Genomic DNA, 16,090 nt, shown 5'->3' on the forward strand with positions numbered 1-16,090 from the left:
GAGTTACATCCTGAAGACGCCGAAGCGGGTTTCCTGGGAGGGTGCTGCCGCGGCGAGGGCCAGACTCAAGGTGAGCCACTCGCGGGTCTGGGCGGGGTCGACAATGGCGTCCACCCACATTCGCGCGGCAACGTAGAGCGCTTGCCCCTGGCGTTCATAGGCGTCGCGAATCGGGCGCTTGAACGCCTCTTCCTCTTCCGGCGTGAACGACGTGCCCTGTTTCGCCGCCTGTTCCGCGCGGATCAACGCCAATACGGTGGCAGCCTGTTCGCCGCCCACTACCGAGGTCTTGGCGTTGGGCCACATCGCCATCAATTGCGGGCCGATGGAACGGCCGCACATCGCGAGATTGCCCGCGCCGTAACTGCCGCCGATCAGGATGCTGAACTTCGGCACGCGCGCACACGAGGCCGCGTTGACCATCTTCGCGCCATGCTTGGCGATGCCGCCCGCTTCATAGTCGGCGCCCACCATGAAGCCATTGATGTTGTGCAGGAACAGCAACGGAATCCGACGCTGCGAACACAGCTCGATGAAGTTGGTGGCCTTTTGCGCGCTCTCCGAGAACAACACCCCGTCGTTGATCAGCACCCCGACCGGATAACCGCCGATATGCCCGGTGCCGCAAACGATGGTGGTGCCGAACCTCGCGCGGTATTCCGCGAATTCGCTGTCGTCGAGCAGGCGCGACAGAATTTCCCGGGCCGGTATGTGTTCGCGCGGATTGGCGCTGACGATGCCGGGCAATTCGGCGGGATCGTGCCGCGGCGGCAACGGTGCTTGCGGCGGCGGCGCCAGTTTGCCGCGACCCCGCCGCGACACGATTTCGCGCATCAGCAGAATGGCATGTTCGTCGCTGTTGGCGTAATGATCGGCGACGCCGCTATCGCGGGTATGCACGTCGGCGCCGCCCAGCGTTTCCGCATCGACGATCACGCCGGTTGCGGCGCGGACCAGTTGCGGGCCGCCGAGGAAAATCGAGCCGTTGCCGCGCACGATGATCGTTTCGTCGCTCATGGCCGGGATATACGCACCGCCCGCGGTGCACGAACCCATCACCGCCGAAATTTGCGGCAGGCCCAGCGCGGACATTTCAGCAATATTGCGAAAGATCTTTCCGAAGTGATGTTCGTCCGGAAAGATCTCTTCCTGCAACGGCAGATAGACACCGCCGGAATCGACCAGATACAGGCACGGCAAGCCCTGCTCCCGCGCGATCTGCTGGGTGCGCAAATGCTTGCGCAGGGTCAGCGGATAGTAAGTACCGCCCTTCACCGAAGCATCGTTGGCAAAAATCGCCACCGCGTGTCCCTCGACGATCCCGATACCCGTGACAATGCCGGCGCACGGCACCGCGTGATCGTAGACGTCATGGGCCGCCAGTTGGCCGATCTCCATGAACGGCGTGCCGGGATCGAGCAGCAACGAAATGCGTTGCCGGGGCGCCAGTTTGCCCTTGGCTCGCTGGCGAGCCTGGGCTTCCTTGCCGCCGCCGAGTACGGCTGCTTCGCGCACGGCGTCGATCTGTTCGCGCAACGCGCCAAAGGCGGCCATGTTCCTGATAAACGCCTCTCCCGACGCCGGGATGCGTGATTCAATACGTGACATGATAAGTATTCCTGTTTTGATGGGCCGGCCGCTCATCCGGACGACGCCGGCGCATCGAAGCTAGCGGATTCTTACTTTCAACTTCACCTGGAGCAGGGTCAGCGCGCCGAGCGCGAACACGGCGAGCGTCCACGTGCCGTCGTGATGCAATAGCACCGAGGCCGTCGCGGCGATACCCGCCAATCCCTGCTGCAGGAAGCCGCACAAGGCCATCGCATGCGCGCCGTAATCGTGGGCCTCGCTGACGGCGGTCGCCATGCTGTTGGGAAACAGCACCGCCTGGCCGAAAATCGTCAGGCAATACAGCGCGATGAAAATCCACAGCCCGGCGAAATGATTCAGCAGACCGCCCAGCCAGGACACCAGCATCAGCGTGGTCGCGAGCGCGATCAGCGTCGCGCCGGCATGCATGAGACGCGCGCCGCCGAACCGGCTCACCATGCGATTGACCAGCATTGCGCCACTGAAATAGGCGACGCCGATCAGCAGTCCGATGCTGCCGAAGCCCGTCACGGGCAGTCGAAAATGCGCCTGGAACACGAACGGACTCACTTCCTGCAAGGTCACGGTCGTGGCGAATCCCAGGCCGCCCGCGCAGGCCGGCCACAGGAACCCGGGGCGTCGCAGCACGGCCCAGTAGGTCGCGGCCATGCCCGAGGTGGCGGCTGTGCGGCGTCCCGTCTTCAAGGGCAACGAATACGACAAGCCGATCGCCAGTGCGGCGGTCACGGCCATCAACACGAAACCCGCTTGCCAACGGCTGTACTGGCCGATCAATCCGCCGATGAACTGCCCGCCGCCCAGCGCCGTGATGAAGGCGATCGACAACACGGAAAGCCGCCGCGCCAGTTCGTCACCACGCCAGTTATCCCGCACGATGATGCGGGCGATGATCGCGGCGCCGCCGCCCGCGATGCCCTGGATGGCGCGCAACACCAGCAACGCCAGTGCGGACGTACAGCTTGCGAGCAGCAGACTGCTGGTCACGAACAGCAGCAGCGAAATCAGCAAAGGCCCGCGCCGTCCCCAGCGCTCCGCGGCGGCCCCCCAGAACAAAACCGGCAGTGCTGCGCCGATCACATAGGCGGAGATCGACAACTCGACGGCACTCTGCGTCATCTTCAACTCGCGCATGACGATCGGCAAAGACGGCAGATACACCGTCGTCGCCATCTGCGCCATGAAGACGATCAAGCACGCCAACGCCATCGCGCGAAACGCCGAGGCGGCGTTTTCCAGCGGTGCGTCGGCAGCGGCAACCGGCTTGTCACTCATGATCGGCCTTGAGCTGGTTGAGGCTCGCGGCAAAGCGCCCGATATCTTCCTGCCGCATATTTGCCCGGATCATGATCCGCAGTCCGGCACGACCCTTCGCAATCACGGGGAAGAAAATCGGCGACGTGTAGAAGCCTTGCTCCAGCAGACTCTTCGCGAAGAAAATCGTGTTGTCTTCGGAGCCGATGGAAATGAAACGGATCGGCAATCCGTCACCGCGGCTATCGGATTCGATCAGTTCGTCGAAATAGCGGACGTTGTCCTGCAAGCGGTTTTGCAGTTGGGGCAACGCGTCCGACCGGTGAATCGCGGTGGATGCGATGATCGCACCCAGACCCGCGGTGTTGATACGCTGCGACCAGGTGATCGGGCCGCCGAAACGCGTCGCCAGGTTATGGCGCTGCAGGTTGTGACGCGGCCCGAGAAAGATCGCTCCGCCCGACGCGCCGAAGCCTTTGTTCAACGAGGTGACGATCAGGGTCCGGTCATTGATCGCGCCCATCTCTTCCAGCACCAGTCCACGCCCATGGCGCCCCAAGGTCGAGAAACCGTGCGCCTCGTCGAAGAACAGGAACAGGCCGTATTTGTCCTGCAATTGCAGCAGTTCCTTGACCGGCGCCTGGCCGCCGGTGCTGTAGACGCCGTCCGCGACGTAAGCCACGCGCGGCCGGGTCTTGCAAAGGTCCTCCAGCGCCTGGAGATCGTTGTGCCGGATGGTGACGACTTCCGCCTCGTCGGCGCAAATCGGCTTCATCAGGTTCAGGCAGAAATGCGCGTTCTTGTCGAACACCATTAGCGGCGCGACGTCGTCGGTCAAGGCGCCGGAGGCCAGCAAGGGCAAGCTCGCCGCGGCGGCCGCGGCGCACGAGGGCGTGGTCAGCACATCGGCTTCGACCAGCTCCGCCAGCGCTTCTTCCGCGCGCTGCAAAATATCGAACTGCACCCGTATTCTGGAAATGGACGTATTCAGAGAACCGGTTTCCAGCACGGCATCGGCCGCTGCACGCAGGATAGCCGGATGAGAATCCAATCCAAGGTACGAATACGACGACATGTTGAGAAACGATTTGCCGGTCGCAATCGCTTCATGCACGCCGTCGTTCAGATTGCGCGAGACGATATTGGCCAATCCAGCCTGGGTGGTGACATCCCAGAAGTTATTGCTGATCTGGATGGCCTTCTTTGTATTAGAGAATAAATGCATGGAATTCCCGGAGATGACCAGCCGGCGCCGATCCACACTCCGAAGAGGCGGATCACGCTAGGCGATAGGATTATTTATCGGCCCGGCGGTCGCAGGTTAAAAATCAGGCTTGATCGGAACTGAATGACCGATATTCAATGCAGCAAGCCTAACTTTTCCCCGGAAAAAAACCTAAATAATTTTTCGATATAACGATATTTGCGTTTATAAAACGCCATGTTTTCATGCGATTTTCAGGGGAAAGCGATGCATTATCGCCATGTCGAGTAATTATTCTACTGATTCATTTTTTGAAAAAATCCAAAATGCAAACCTATCAATCAGCATTTTTTAATCCGATTGAAAGGGCGCTACCGGACACGGTGCGTACCGGCGGTCCGCTCAAACGGCAAACGCGGGCGGCCGGCGTCACGTCTCATCCGACAACAACCGTTCAAGCGGCGCGGCATGCTTCACGAACGGCGAACGAATGACGATATAGCTGAAGTACTTCTCGATGCCAAGGTTCAGATCCAGCAGCTTCTCGACCACCTCCTGATAGTGACCGATATTGCCCACCAGAAACTTCAGCAGGTAATCGTAGCCGCCGCTGACTAGATGACATTCGGTGATCTCGTCGATTTCATGCACGTTCGCCTCGAAGCGGATGAAGTCTTCGCGGCGATGGTCCTTCAGCATCACCTCGGTGAATACCGTCACCGTGTTCGTCAGTTTCGAGAGGTTGATATGCGCGCCGTACCCCGAGATCACACCGGACGCCTCGAGCCGTTTAACACGCTGCAGACACGGACTCGCCGAAAGTCCCACCGCATTCGCCAGATTCGCGTTCGTGATGTTGCCGTTCTTTTGCAGTTCCGCCAGGATCTTGATGTCGATCCTGTCCAGTTTTTGTCGAATGGTCATGTCGTGCTCTCGCGTCGGCTGGTTCTGCTGGCTGCGTGATCCGCTCAGCCTTTGCTGAGTTCTTCATGGTGCGCCTTCACCAGTTGCGCCATGCTCGTCCACTTGAACTCGACCACGGGTTCTCCCACCGTACCCACCGTCGCGCCAAACCCGCGCTGCTCGAAGCGTCGGTAGATCCAGCACGATCGGAGTCCGAGTTCACTGCACGGTTGATGATCGTGAAAGTGACTGTCCGCGACATGCAGCACTTCGTCGCGGCGCACGCCGAGCGACGGCAGAAGATCGAGCATGTAATCGAAATTGCGCCGCGCCGGTTTATAGGAGCCCACGTCTTCGGCGGTGATCACCGCGTCGAACTCGACCTGCAACTTCGCGTTGCTATGCGCGAAGCTCTCGTTGTCGACATTCGACAACACCACCAGCTTGAAGTACTTTTTCAGGTATTGCAGCGTGCTCGCGGAGTCGGGAAACGCGGGCCATTGCTTCACCGATTGCCCGTACGCTGCGGCTTCGTTCGCCGTGGCGTGGACACCCCATTCTTCCGCCAACCGCCTGAACACCACGGCAAGCAGATCGCTGTACGGCATCTCCGGCGTATAGCGCTGCTGCTGCGATTCATGACGCGCGTGCGCTTCGAGCACCTCGTCGCGCGTCAACGGCTTGCCGGCACGCTCGACCAACGGCGCGAGCGCGGCCGTGATGCCGCGCTCCCAGTCGATCAGCGTACCGTAGCAATCGAAGGTAAGCGCTTTGAAATCCGTGAGTCGCATCGCAGCCTCCCCCAAAGTGGTCGCCATTACTTTTGCAGCAAAGCGTCCTGATGCGCCTTGACCAGATCGGCCATGCTGTCGAAGCGGAAATCCACCTTCGGCTGCAAGCCCGGATTCATGGTCGCACCAAATCCCTCTTTCCCGTGCCGGCGATAAATCCAGCACGACGCGAGACCCAACTCGTTTGCCGGCTTGTGATCGTGGAACAGACTTTCGGCCGTATGCAAAATCTTGTCTTTCGCAATGCCGCGCTCGCCGAGCTTCTCCAGCATGTAGTCGAAATTGCGTGGCGACGGCTTGTACGAACCCACGTCTTCGGCGGTGAAGACCGCATCGAACTCGACCTGCAACTTCGCGTTGCTATGCGCGAAGCTTTCATTGTCCACGTTCGACAGAATCACGAGCTTGTAGTACTTCTTCAGGTACTGCAATGCGGCGGCCGAGTCGTCGAACGCCGGCCAGTTCCGCACCGACTGGCCGTACGCGACGCAATCGGCGAGCGTGAACGGCACGTGCCATTCCTCGGCGAGCCGTTTGTAGACGATCGGCAGCAGGTCCCGATAGCGTCTGGCCGGCGTGTACTTCTGTTGCGACGATTCGTGCCGCGCGTGCGCCTCCAGCACCTGATCGCGTGTCAGCGGTTGCTTCACACGTTCCAGAAGCGGTCGCAGTCCCTCGAAAATGCCGGTTTCCCAGTCGATCAACGTTCCGTAACAGTCGAACGTCAGCGTATTGAAGTCGGTGAGATTCATGCCAGGTCCTCTTGTGGGTTCACAGAATGAACTCACAGTGTATTGACGCGTGGCAGCAGGGGTAGCCGAAGTGAAGGGTGCCAGCGGCAGCCGGTTTCGTACGGGAGTAGTCGGACAGCAGATTCTGCTGTCCGACGGGCTTATTTGAAGGGCGCCTTTTCCGGCTCGGCCGCGTACTTGTCGCGGATCGCGTTCACGCAGGTGGTGAAGCGTGTGCGGAAACCGACCGGATCGACGCTTGGCGGCCGAAGTCCGTCGGAGGTCACGGTCCAGCCGTCGGCGGTACGGGTGGCGTCGAGATCGAATGACTCGCCCGGCTCGTCTTCGAGAATCACCGTCTCCCGCACGTCACGGCCTTCCGCGCGGATGATCGCCTGACACGCCTGGCGCAACCGGCCGGTGGTTTTCGTATTGCCGGCGCCCGGGGCCAGGTTCTCCGGCACGGCGCCGTACATCCGGATTGACTGAAATTGGGCCGGCATACCGGCGGTCACGAAGGCGATGTCGGTATCCGACATTCCGTCACTGCAAGCGGTGAGCCCGCCGGCAATCGCAGCCAGCATGAGGCAGGCGAAAGCGCGCTGGGATCTCGGGAAGGTGTGGCGTAGCATGGTCGGTCCAGGTACTCGCGGTATGTTGTTGTTTATGTTGTTGTAAGCGTCTTGCGGTGGTGTCTTGCAGTGGCCGGAACCCCGGAACAGCATCAACGAGAACATCTCGATCTCGCCCGGTCCAATGCGGCAGTAAGGATAGCCGATAGCGATGGCAACGATCTAGCTATCCATATCAAACGAATGCGAAGCGGCGCCTGGACGGCGGCAGTGCAATCCGCGGTAAGCCTTCATTGCGGGGAATGAGGTGAGTGCGCCTCATCTGTCGTCAAAAAATTTTCCTTTGCCGCCGCATGCTGTACCTGACATGATTCTTTCGATAAGCGCCGGATGATCTCGCATTCCGAACCCGGTTGCGCACCGGCAACGGAGATAAGCATGGATCTGGGTTTCATCGGTATCGGTGTCATGGGCCAGCCCATGGCGCTCAATCTGATCCGGGCGGGCACGCCGCTGACCGTCTGGAATCGGTCGTTCGACAGCGTCGAGCCGTTGCGCGCATTGGGTGCAACGGTGGCGGCCAGCCCTGCCGACTTGTTCAGGCGAACCTCGGTCGTCATTCTGATGCTCGCTCACGGCGACGCCATCGACTCGGTACTCGGCCGCGGCACACCTGAATTCGAGGCCAATGTCGCCCGGCACACGATCGTGCATATGGGCACGACCTCGCCCGAGTACTCGCGTGCGCTCGACGCCGATATTCGCGCAGCGGGCGGCTTTTATGTAGAAGCACCGGTTTCCGGTTCGAGAAAACCCGCCGAAGCGGGAGAACTCGTGGCCATGCTGGCCGGCGACGCCAACGTGATCGAAGCAGTCCGCATGCTGCTCAAGCCCGTCTGCCGCGAGACCTTTGTCTGTGGACCGGTGCCGAATGCCTTGCTGATGAAGCTGGCGGTCAATATCTTTCTGATTACGTCGATGACCGGACTCGTCGAGGCCGCTCACTTTGCCGACCATCATGGTCTGGACATGCAGCAATTCCGCGCGGTGGTCGATGCGGGGCAAATGGCCAGCAGTATCTCCCGCGTCAAATCGCACAAGCTGGTGACTCGCGATTTCGCGGTTCAAGCGTCGATCACCGATGTTCTGAAGAACAATCGACTCATTGCTGAAGCCGCGCGAGAAGCCAAAGTGGCATCGCCACTGCTGGACGTGTGCTATTCGCTATTCGGCGAAACCCATGCATTGGGGTACGACAAGGACGACATGATTGCGGTGGTCCGGGCGCTTGAAGCACGTACCGACTCACTAAGTTGATCGCGCTGTTCGTTGGCGCGTAACAAGGCGGACGTGCGCTGTGCGCGCGGTGTGCCTTTGTGTCGCTCGTTATCGAGCGGCTAGCAATAGCGCGTCCTCCAAACGATCGTTGCCCCAGAACATTTCTTCTCCGACAAAGAACGTAGGCGCGCCGAAAATACCGCGCCGCACCGCTTCGTCCGTTTGTGCGCGCATATCGCTCCTGTTTTGCTCGGACAGTGCGGCAGCGATGATCGCTTCCGCCGGCAAATCGAGTTCGCTCAGTGCCCGTGCAACGAGGTCCGGATCGTCGATATTCCTGTCTTCGACGAAGTTGATCTGCATCATCCGCTTGCAGAACGCTCCGATCCAATGCTGCTGCGCACCCACCAGCGCGACGCGCAGAGGAAGCAGCGCCCGGCGCGGAAACTCGCTGGGCTGAGTCCAGGGCAGGCCGTATTTCTCACACTGGCGAGCCATATCGCGCCACATATAAGCGCCTTTCTCTTTCTGCGAGACGAACGGCGAGTTGTCCCAGCCAAACGACTTGAAGATCGCCCCTAACAGGAACGGACGCCATTCGATCGCGATGTCGCGTTGCTGCGCCAATGCTTCGATGCGCATCATGCTGAGGTAGCTGTACGTGCTGCCAAAATCGAACCAGAACTGCAGTGAAGGGCGCGTCGTGAGATCGGGGCTTGTCATGGGTTCTCCAGAACCGGGCGTTTGGTGGCGAGGCGTTGGGCTTTGCTATTTTCCTCCACTCCCTCGCCTTACTTCACAAAAGCAATGCTGGTCTGCAATGAAACCGCAGCCGAGACCAATGTTCACCACCCTGCCGGACACCCTATCGACGCTGAACACAACTCGACGCTGTTCCTCAAGAGCATGCAGTTCTTACAGTCCGCCGGGCACCGCACGTTCCGCCGAATTGCTGCCGCTCGAACTCTGATAGACAAAGCCGTTGTCGAGCACGCCGCAGAGTGTGACCGTGGCCAACCTGAAGCAGGTCGTCGAACGATGGCACGCGCGCGATGGGAGCGAATTCAACGGTGTGCCGTTATTTCCGTGACGGGCTGGTTTGGGCCGCGCGGCGTGCGCTCTGGTGCTGCATGCGCGGTCGCATCGATTTGCCCGCTGCTAGAATGACGGACCTTTTCTTAGGAGCAGCAAATGTCCTGGTTCATCTATGAAGTGCCCGAATACCACGAAGACGGGGCGCGTATCGAACCGTTCAGCGACCTGCGTAACCGCGTCCTGAAAGTAAGCGGGCAAGCAATGGTCGACGAATTGGAAAGCGTCCGCGCGAACGCCGCGACGACAGCGGACACGCCCACACGCCCCTTGCGCACGGCGGAAAATCCGCTTGTATTCCCGATCCCGTACGCCGACTCGATGATCCTGGTAGGGTTCATCTTCGAACTGAAACGCGAGCTCCGGCAGTTGGTGGTATCGCCGGTGGAAATGCCGTGGTTGAAAGACGCGTAAAAATCAACTTGTTGGCGTTTCGTTAAACTGCGTTGACCGCCAGCAAGTCGGCTGTGGTACGAAAGTCGCGTGAAACCCGAGTCCACCACTTCGAGAAAGAGGGAAGCAGCTTGTCATTCGCAGGAAACAGTAATGGCGCGGGAGCACACTCCGCCCATTGCTCCTGATAAGGCGCAAAATGAAGATTGGCCACGCTGCGGATCCGACGCGCGTTCGCTAAAACCTGGCCCACGGAAACCGAATCAGCGTACCAGCAAGTGTCCGTGATCTCGCGCATGCGCGAGCCTACGAAGCGCCAGCGCCTTTCGTTCCAGGGCCATGCCTGATGAAAGTCCGACAGCAACAAGCCAATCACCACCGTGTCGGCCGGCAGATCGGCCGGCAACTCGCCCAGGCTCCATGGATGGACCAGCCAGACGTCGCGTCCGGCGACCTCTATCGACCCCGGCGCCGTAGCGCCCAACTCATCGGGAGGCACGCTCAACAGCACCGGCTCTTCAACACGCTGAAGTTGATCAATTCCATCCCGCTCGATCAATGCCGGAACGTCGACCGCACGAGCCATGCGGTCGAGGGATTCGTACGAGGCGTCGATCACACTGCCTGAACTGTGCCACGCGGGCGGGGCATAGCGGGCAACGTTCTCTGCGTTGAACACGTAAGGCTTGCTACTTCCGGTGCCCGCCACCCACTGCCAGCTCAGGTGGTTGCTTGCGAGATCGCCGTCCAACAGATGGGCGTACAGCCAATCGGCGCCGGCACGCCAGTGCACCTTACGCAGGTGCACCACATAGCTGGCCAGCCACATGCGCGCATGGTTGTGCAGCGTGCCGGTAGCGTAGAGCTCGCGAACCGCCATATCGACGACTGGCACGCCGGTGGCACCTTGGCGGATGTCGGCAGGCAACGCCTTCGCATACGCCTCCTGCGGCAGCGGTCCTTCGTGAAGAGACCGGAAAATCGCGTCTCCCCGGTGCTGCCAGACATGACGGAAAAACTCGCGCCAGCCGAGCTCATAGATGAACTTGTGCTGCACATCGAGCGTATGGCTCGCACACACGCCCGCTACCACCTCGGCCAACGTGATGAATCCATGTGTGATATAGGGCGACAGGCCGCTGACGGCGCCGTCCAGAGCATTGCGGGTGCGGGCGTACGCGGCGGGTCGTACGGCGGAAATGCGCGCACGGGCTGCCGCCAGAGTGGGTTCAGGCGCACCCAGATCGGCGTCCGCAATCAGGTCATCCGCCAACCCTACTTCGTCGGACGCTGCGGGTTTATGCCTTCTGGACACAGCCAACCTCATTCCGGCGGATTGCCGCTGCGCGCTCGCTCACGGCCTGCCTGTCAGCCGCGCTCAGACGGGCAAGGTTTTTCACCTGCAATGCCATTCGTGGATTTCTGGCAAGCAAGGCCTGATGGCGCATCAGGAACTCCCAGTACAACGTCGTGAAGGGGCAGGCACGCTCACCCGCCTTCTCGCCAGGGTCGTAGCGGCAGTTCCCGCAGTGGGGACTCATACGCTGAATGTACTTGCCGGTCGCCACATAGGGCTTGCTGCCCATCATTCCGCCATCGGCGTACTGGCTCATGCCGAGAGTATTGGGTAGCTCGACCCATTCAACCGCATCGACGTACACCGCAAGATACCAGGAATGCACCTTCTGTGGTTGAACGCCCAGCATCAGAGCATAGAGGCCGGTCACCATGAGGCGCTGGATGTGATTGGCGTAGCCATGTCTGAGTGTCTGTGCCAAAGCATCACGCAGGCACGCGAGATCCGTGGCTCCGGTCCAATACCACTCCGGCAGGTCCTGTTGGGCATCCAGCATGTTGCGCTCGCCATACGCGGGCATCTGCGTCCAGTAGATGCCCCGCACGTATTCGCGCCAGCCAAGGATCTGGCGAATGAAGCCTTCAACGCTGGCCAGCGGAGCCCGACCGTTCTGATAGGCAAGTTCAGCAGCTACGACCACCTCGCGCGGGTTCAGCAGCTTCAGATTGAGCGCAGCAGAAATGTGGGCATGGTAGAGCCAGGGATCGTCCGGCCACAGGGCATCCTGATAGCGTCCAAACAGCGGCAGCCTGTCTTCGATAAAAGTGCGCAGCGATTGCAGCGCCTGAGGGCGTGTGACGGGCCAGCAAAAGTCGTCGAGCCGCCCGGGGTGCCCGCTGAAGCGGGCATTGACCAGTGCGATCACCTCGCGCGTCGTATCGTCGGGTTCAAAACAGACGCGCGGCGGCACGAACCCGGGCCCGTCGGCACCAAAGGTTTCGCGATTGAGGCTGTCGAAGTTCCACCGGCCACCGAGCGGCTCGTCAGACGAACCGCCGCTTTCCATCAGCACCTGATGGCGCTTACGCTGCTCCCGATAGAAGTACTCCATCCGCAGAACTTTCCGGCTTTTGACATGCGCCGCAAACTCACGCACGCTGGTAAAAAAGTGGCGGTCCACCCGCACGTCCAGCGGTATCGAGCTAGCCGCAGCAACGGTCTTGATCGCCTGCAGCACGCGCCAGTCGCCCGGGGCTGTCATGATCAGGCGGGCAGGCCTGAGTCGCACCAGGTCGGCGTGCAGTTGCGCGCCGAGACTGCCGGCGTTGTTGGCGGCATCGAGCCGCGTGTAGACGAGGTCCCGGCCCGCCTCCTGCACACTCAGCGCGAAATGGCGCATAGCGGACAGAAACAGCGCCGTGCGCTGCTTGCTGGACCATACATGGGTCGACTCCTCGGCGACTTCGGCCATCCAGACCGAATCCTGTTGCGGGTCGAATCCGTCGAACGCGGACGCGTCGAGGTCGAGCTGGTCACCCAGCACGATAATCAGGGAGCGCAGATTAGCCATGGCGCACCTTGCCCCGCCTGCACGCGTCCGAGCAATATTTCACGTCAGACCAGTTCCTCGCCCAGCGACGACGCCAGCTCATGGGTAAGCCGCAAACGACGCATAGCTTGACCGGCAACGAAGCTTTGTTACCTCGATGCCGGACCGCCGACACATGATGAACGCAATTCACCCGAATCCAGATCGCAGCCATTGCCTCACTCCCGACAGGAAGGCGTTACGTTCAGCCACGCAATACCGAGCACCGCGCCACACTCTTTGCCCCGCCAGTCAATTCCGACCCGGCAGAAGATCCAGAAACTCCCGGCGCAGTGCGGGATCCCGAAGAAACGAACCGCGCATCACGCTGTTGACCATTTTTGCGTCGTCGTCTTTCGTGCCGCGCCAATGCATGCAGAAGTGGTCGGCCTCCAGCACCACGGCAAGCCCGTCGGGCTGGATGCGCTCTTCGAGCAGATCCGCGATCTGCTTGACGGCCTCTTCCTGGATCTGCGGCCGGGTCATGATCCAGTTGATCAGGCGTCCGTATTTGGACAGACCAATGAGGTTCGAATTCTCGTTGGGCATCACTCCAACCCAGACTCGACCCATGATCGGGCACAGGTGATGGGAGCAGGCGCTACGCACCCGTAGCGGACCCACGATCATCAACTCGTTGAGCCGCTCGACATTCGGAAATTCGGTGACAACCGGCGCGGTGTCGTATCGTCCGGCAAAGACCTCGCGCACGAACATTTTCGCCACGCGTTGCGCGGTTTCGTGCGTGTTGTGATCGTTGTCGACGTCGATGACGAGCGAGCGTAAAACGCCTTGAAGCTTGTCCGCGACTTCCCTTTGCAGCAGCTCCAGTTCTCCCTCGCGAAGATAGTCGGCGATGTTGTCGTTCGCGTGAAATCTGGCTCCCGCACTCAGAAGCCGACATCTGATCCGCTGCGACAGCGGTACACCTTCGCCCAACTCCAGGCCTTGGCGTAAGTCCTGCGCTACTGATTCCATGAGACTTTTTCTCCCAACGTCAATGTGTCAATTCGTACGCGTTGCCTGCGCCATGTAATGTGCGCTGTGTCCTCGACTCGCGAAGCCGGGTCTCACTCCGCCTCATGCGGTTGCGGCGACCCGCCTTCTTCGCGCACCACACGTTCGAGCGCCGACTCGATCAGCACGCGCGCGCGATTGGCGACGTCGCCGAGATGCCGGTGTAAAGCAACGTCTTGCGCCGAGCGCGACGTACATGCGTCGCTATAGGATTCGAACGTGGCCAACTGCATCACCAGTTCAGCGAGGTGCCGGGGACACTCGCACGCGATCGTCGACGAGCGGGCCGCGATGGCTTCGAGCTCGGCGTCGTCATACCGACGTGGGGAGCGCGACCAGGTGGATGCATCGCCGGACTCATGCGTCAGTTGAGCGCGCTGGAAAAGATCGCCGAGCATCTGGCGAAGTTCAGTTCTGCTGTCGGGCTCCCGATACAGCCGCACACCGGCGAGGCGCAACGCTTCTGCCGCGCGCCCCGTACCGAAGCCGTACACCACGGCGACCGCCGCCGCACCGCAGGCGTCGGCGAGCGCGAGAACCTCGGCGGCGGCGTCCTCGTGCAGAGAAGGAACACGCAACAGCAGGAGGTTCGCCTCTTCCCCTTCCAGTGACGCGTGTTCGCGCGCCGCTGCCATATCCGCATACTCTGCGAGCTTGCCAACGCCGTAGCGCCGCAGATCGATACCCGTTTCGGCCAGGCGCCGGGCGAGCGTCTCGCCCACCAGCGTGAGCCGGAACCTGAGCTCGGAAAGCGTTTTGGCCGGGCGCGCTCCGCCGGTTGACGAATTTCCGGCGGCAAGAAACTCGAGTTGTTCGCGCTCCAGACGCGCAATCGCTCCAATCGCGTGACCGCGTTGCACCAGCGCATTGATCAGCACCAGCCGGCGCACGTCGTCATCGGAATAGAGGCGCTGTCCCGCCTCACTTTTAGCCGGGCCCACCACTTCATAGCGACGCTCCCAAAGCCTTAGCCTCGTGACCGGCATCCGGGCGAGCCGCGCGGCCTCCCCGCTCCGGTAATGGCGCGGCAGCGACGTGTCTTCGGCGGAGGTTAGCGGCATGGCCATTCCTCTAGCGTTGCATGAGTCTGGATCATATGCCCGTTTCGAGTCAATGTGAATCCTTATTGCGAGTCAAAATTCTGGATATCGGCGACATATCGAAGATTTTCTGTCACAATTTGTCATCTTTACTCTAAATAACAAGTCATGGTGACTCATATCGGCGAGCAATAGTCTTTGCTAGTGGCTCACGGCGAGTTCCTGAACCCAGGAGAGAGCAGTCATGCCTATCAAGCGGAAAGGCCCACGAATAGCCGTCGTCGGTGCGGGGATCGCCGGCTTGTCATGCGCGACGGTCCTGCGCCGCTCCGGTTTCGAGGTCAACGTGTTCGACAAGAGCCGCGGGCCGGCCGGGCGGATGAGCACCCGTCGCGAGGGCAACTGGCAGTGCGACCATGGGGCCCAGTACTTCACCGCGCGCGACCCACTCTTCCTGGCGGAAGTGGCGCGTTGGCAAAACGCGGGCGTCGCGGCGATCTGGCCTGCACGGATCGCGGTGCTCGATGGCTCCGCCCAGATCGCATGGGCGAGCCCGCAAGACCGCTTCGTCGGTACGCCGTCTATGAACGCGCCCGCGAAGTATCTGGCTGCCGCTCAGTCGGTGACCTTGGGTTGCACGGTCACGGCGTTGCATCCGCATGGGCGACACTGGCGCCTCGAGTCCGCCGAACAGGGCACGCTGACGGAGCGTTTCGACGTCGTGGTCCTCGCCATGCCCGCACCGCAGGCGGCGGACTTACTGCGGGAAGCCGCGACCGGACTCGCGGCGTTCGCAAGCAAAACGACGATGCGCCCATGTTGGGCACTCATGGTGCGTGTACCTGAGCGCTTGCCGGTGCCGTTCGATGCCGCCTTTATCAATCAGGGGCTCCTGCGCTGGATCGCGAGCGATAGCAGCAAGCCGGGCCGCAACGGTCCCGAAACATGGCTGTTGCACGCGAACGCGGAGTGGAGCGAGCTTTATATGGACGCCAGCGCGGAACGCGTTGCGCATTGCCTGCTCGAGGCGTTTGCGCTGCACGGTGGCCAACGATCCAGCGAATGGACGGCGCACCGCTGGCGCTTCGCCGACACCGCGCCGAACGACGAACCGGCGCCCGGATACGTCTGGGACGAAGCCAGCGGCCTGGCAATGTGCGGCGACTGGCTCAATGGCGGCAGAGTCGAGGGTGCGTGGCTAAGCGGCCGCATGCTGGGCGAGCGTCTCGCCTCGAGGTAGCCGGCGGCCCTTTCACACAGCCGCTACCAGGCGGGATTAAAGCAATTCCTGCCGTCTGCCGGCGGCAAAGAGTCCAGACCAA

Annotated in this window: 17 protein-coding genes; 3 read left to right on the forward strand and 14 right to left on the reverse strand. The window is 61.2% G+C overall.

Annotated elements, in window-relative coordinates:
* Positions 1-3: 3 nt before the first annotated feature.
* The 7 genes from BX591_RS31380 to BX591_RS31410 all read right to left on the reverse strand — a co-directional run bounded on the left by BX591_RS31380 (position 4) and on the right by BX591_RS31410 (position 7,123).
* Positions 4-1,608, reverse strand: coding sequence for a carboxyl transferase domain-containing protein (locus BX591_RS31380; protein ID WP_111935210.1), 1,605 nt, complete (start codon positions 1,606-1,608; stop codon positions 4-6).
* A gap of 60 nt (positions 1,609-1,668) precedes the next feature.
* Entirely contained in the window at positions 1,669-2,883 is a 1,215-nt protein-coding gene (locus BX591_RS31385) for an MFS transporter (protein WP_244147175.1), read from the reverse strand.
* The gene (locus BX591_RS31390; RefSeq protein WP_111935211.1) at positions 2,876-4,087 is read right to left on the reverse strand and encodes an 8-amino-7-oxononanoate synthase family protein; all 1,212 of its coding nucleotides are present in this window, start codon (positions 4,085-4,087) and stop codon (positions 2,876-2,878) included. Before BX591_RS31390 ends, BX591_RS31385 begins: the two co-directional genes overlap by 8 nt.
* Positions 4,088-4,495: 408 nt before the next feature.
* Positions 4,496-4,990, reverse strand: a complete 495-nt coding sequence (locus BX591_RS31395) for an Lrp/AsnC family transcriptional regulator (protein ID WP_111935212.1) — start codon at positions 4,988-4,990, stop codon at positions 4,496-4,498.
* 44 nt (positions 4,991-5,034) lie between these two features.
* The gene (locus BX591_RS31400; protein ID WP_111935251.1) at positions 5,035-5,760 is read right to left on the reverse strand and encodes a haloacid dehalogenase type II; all 726 of its coding nucleotides are present in this window, start codon (positions 5,758-5,760) and stop codon (positions 5,035-5,037) included.
* Positions 5,761-5,786: 26 nt separating this feature from the next.
* Entirely contained in the window at positions 5,787-6,512 is a 726-nt protein-coding gene (locus tag BX591_RS31405; RefSeq protein ID WP_111935213.1) for a haloacid dehalogenase type II, read from the reverse strand.
* 140 nt (positions 6,513-6,652) lie between these two features.
* Entirely contained in the window at positions 6,653-7,123 is a 471-nt protein-coding gene (locus tag BX591_RS31410) for a hypothetical protein (RefSeq protein ID WP_146749840.1), read from the reverse strand.
* A gap of 378 nt (positions 7,124-7,501) precedes the next feature.
* On the opposite strand from BX591_RS31410, the gene BX591_RS31415 reads away from it, so the two are divergent.
* Positions 7,502-8,380, forward strand: a complete 879-nt coding sequence (locus tag BX591_RS31415) for an NAD(P)-dependent oxidoreductase (protein ID WP_111935215.1) — start codon at positions 7,502-7,504, stop codon at positions 8,378-8,380.
* A gap of 69 nt (positions 8,381-8,449) precedes the next feature.
* Here BX591_RS31415 and BX591_RS31420 read toward each other — a convergent pair whose 3' ends face one another.
* Positions 8,450-9,064 carry a 2-hydroxychromene-2-carboxylate isomerase gene (locus BX591_RS31420; RefSeq protein ID WP_111935216.1) on the reverse strand — a complete coding sequence of 205 codons (615 nt, stop codon included), beginning with the start codon at positions 9,062-9,064 and terminating at the stop codon, positions 8,450-8,452.
* Positions 9,065-9,256: 192 nt separating this feature from the next.
* Positions 9,257-9,409 (reverse strand): hypothetical protein, encoded by a 153-nt coding sequence (locus BX591_RS36655; protein WP_167444654.1) that lies wholly within the window; start codon positions 9,407-9,409, stop codon positions 9,257-9,259.
* A gap of 123 nt (positions 9,410-9,532) precedes the next feature.
* On the opposite strand from BX591_RS36655, the gene BX591_RS31425 reads away from it, so the two are divergent.
* Positions 9,533-9,847 (forward strand): helicase, encoded by a 315-nt coding sequence (locus tag BX591_RS31425; protein ID WP_111935217.1) that lies wholly within the window; start codon positions 9,533-9,535, stop codon positions 9,845-9,847.
* A gap of 22 nt (positions 9,848-9,869) precedes the next feature.
* Here BX591_RS31425 and BX591_RS31430 read toward each other — a convergent pair whose 3' ends face one another.
* From BX591_RS31430 to BX591_RS31450, 5 genes are all read right to left on the reverse strand, one after another.
* Positions 9,870-11,099: an FAD-binding domain-containing protein gene (locus BX591_RS31430; protein ID WP_244147173.1), complete on the reverse strand. Its 1,230-nt coding sequence runs from the start codon at positions 11,097-11,099 to the stop codon at positions 9,870-9,872.
* Positions 11,100-11,124: 25 nt separating this feature from the next.
* Entirely contained in the window at positions 11,125-12,693 is a 1,569-nt protein-coding gene (locus BX591_RS31435) for a cryptochrome/photolyase family protein (RefSeq protein ID WP_111935219.1), read from the reverse strand.
* Positions 12,686-12,886, reverse strand: a complete 201-nt coding sequence (locus BX591_RS31440) for a DUF2256 domain-containing protein (RefSeq protein ID WP_111935220.1) — start codon at positions 12,884-12,886, stop codon at positions 12,686-12,688. Before BX591_RS31440 ends, BX591_RS31435 begins: the two co-directional genes overlap by 8 nt.
* 77 nt (positions 12,887-12,963) lie before the next feature.
* Complete coding sequence (folE, locus tag BX591_RS31445; RefSeq protein WP_111935221.1) at positions 12,964-13,689, reverse strand: GTP cyclohydrolase I; 726 nt, start codon at positions 13,687-13,689, stop codon at positions 12,964-12,966.
* Between the two features lie 92 nt (positions 13,690-13,781).
* Entirely contained in the window at positions 13,782-14,789 is a 1,008-nt protein-coding gene (locus tag BX591_RS31450; protein WP_111935252.1) for a MerR family transcriptional regulator, read from the reverse strand.
* Between the two features lie 223 nt (positions 14,790-15,012).
* Here BX591_RS31450 and BX591_RS31455 point away from each other — a divergent pair, with 223 nt between their 5' ends.
* Positions 15,013-16,008 (forward strand): NAD(P)/FAD-dependent oxidoreductase, encoded by a 996-nt coding sequence (locus BX591_RS31455; RefSeq protein ID WP_111935222.1) that lies wholly within the window; start codon positions 15,013-15,015, stop codon positions 16,006-16,008.
* Positions 16,009-16,090 lie beyond the last annotated feature (82 nt).

The organism is Paraburkholderia bryophila (assembly GCF_003269035.1).
Taxonomy (GTDB): Bacteria; Pseudomonadota; Gammaproteobacteria; order Burkholderiales; family Burkholderiaceae; genus Paraburkholderia; species Paraburkholderia bryophila.

Excerpts from the sequence above, each read along its gene's own strand:
- BX591_RS31440 (WP_111935220.1), bottom strand. The coding sequence starts at position 12,886 with ATGGCTGCGATCTGGATTCGGGTGAATTGCGTTCATCATGTGTCGGCG.
- BX591_RS31405 (WP_111935213.1), bottom strand. The coding sequence starts at position 6,512 with ATGAATCTCACCGACTTCAATACGCTGACGTTCGACTGTTACGGAACG.
- folE (WP_111935221.1), bottom strand. The coding sequence starts at position 13,689 with ATGGAATCAGTAGCGCAGGACTTACGCCAAGGCCTGGAGTTGGGCGAA.
- BX591_RS31455 (WP_111935222.1), top strand. The coding sequence starts at position 15,013 with ATGCCTATCAAGCGGAAAGGCCCACGAATAGCCGTCGTCGGTGCGGGG.
- BX591_RS31425 (WP_111935217.1), top strand. The coding sequence starts at position 9,533 with ATGTCCTGGTTCATCTATGAAGTGCCCGAATACCACGAAGACGGGGCG.
- BX591_RS31410 (WP_146749840.1), bottom strand. The coding sequence starts at position 7,123 with ATGCTACGCCACACCTTCCCGAGATCCCAGCGCGCTTTCGCCTGCCTC.
- BX591_RS31420 (WP_111935216.1), bottom strand. The coding sequence starts at position 9,064 with ATGACAAGCCCCGATCTCACGACGCGCCCTTCACTGCAGTTCTGGTTC.
- BX591_RS31450 (WP_111935252.1), bottom strand. The coding sequence starts at position 14,789 with ATGCCGCTAACCTCCGCCGAAGACACGTCGCTGCCGCGCCATTACCGG.
- BX591_RS31435 (WP_111935219.1), bottom strand. The coding sequence starts at position 12,693 with ATGGCTAATCTGCGCTCCCTGATTATCGTGCTGGGTGACCAGCTCGAC.
- BX591_RS31380 (WP_111935210.1), bottom strand. The coding sequence starts at position 1,608 with ATGTCACGTATTGAATCACGCATCCCGGCGTCGGGAGAGGCGTTTATC.
- BX591_RS31400 (WP_111935251.1), bottom strand. The coding sequence starts at position 5,760 with ATGCGACTCACGGATTTCAAAGCGCTTACCTTCGATTGCTACGGTACG.
- BX591_RS31415 (WP_111935215.1), top strand. The coding sequence starts at position 7,502 with ATGGATCTGGGTTTCATCGGTATCGGTGTCATGGGCCAGCCCATGGCG.
- BX591_RS31385 (WP_244147175.1), bottom strand. The coding sequence starts at position 2,883 with ATGAGTGACAAGCCGGTTGCCGCTGCCGACGCACCGCTGGAAAACGCC.
- BX591_RS31390 (WP_111935211.1), bottom strand. The coding sequence starts at position 4,087 with ATGCATTTATTCTCTAATACAAAGAAGGCCATCCAGATCAGCAATAAC.
- BX591_RS31395 (WP_111935212.1), bottom strand. The coding sequence starts at position 4,990 with ATGACCATTCGACAAAAACTGGACAGGATCGACATCAAGATCCTGGCG.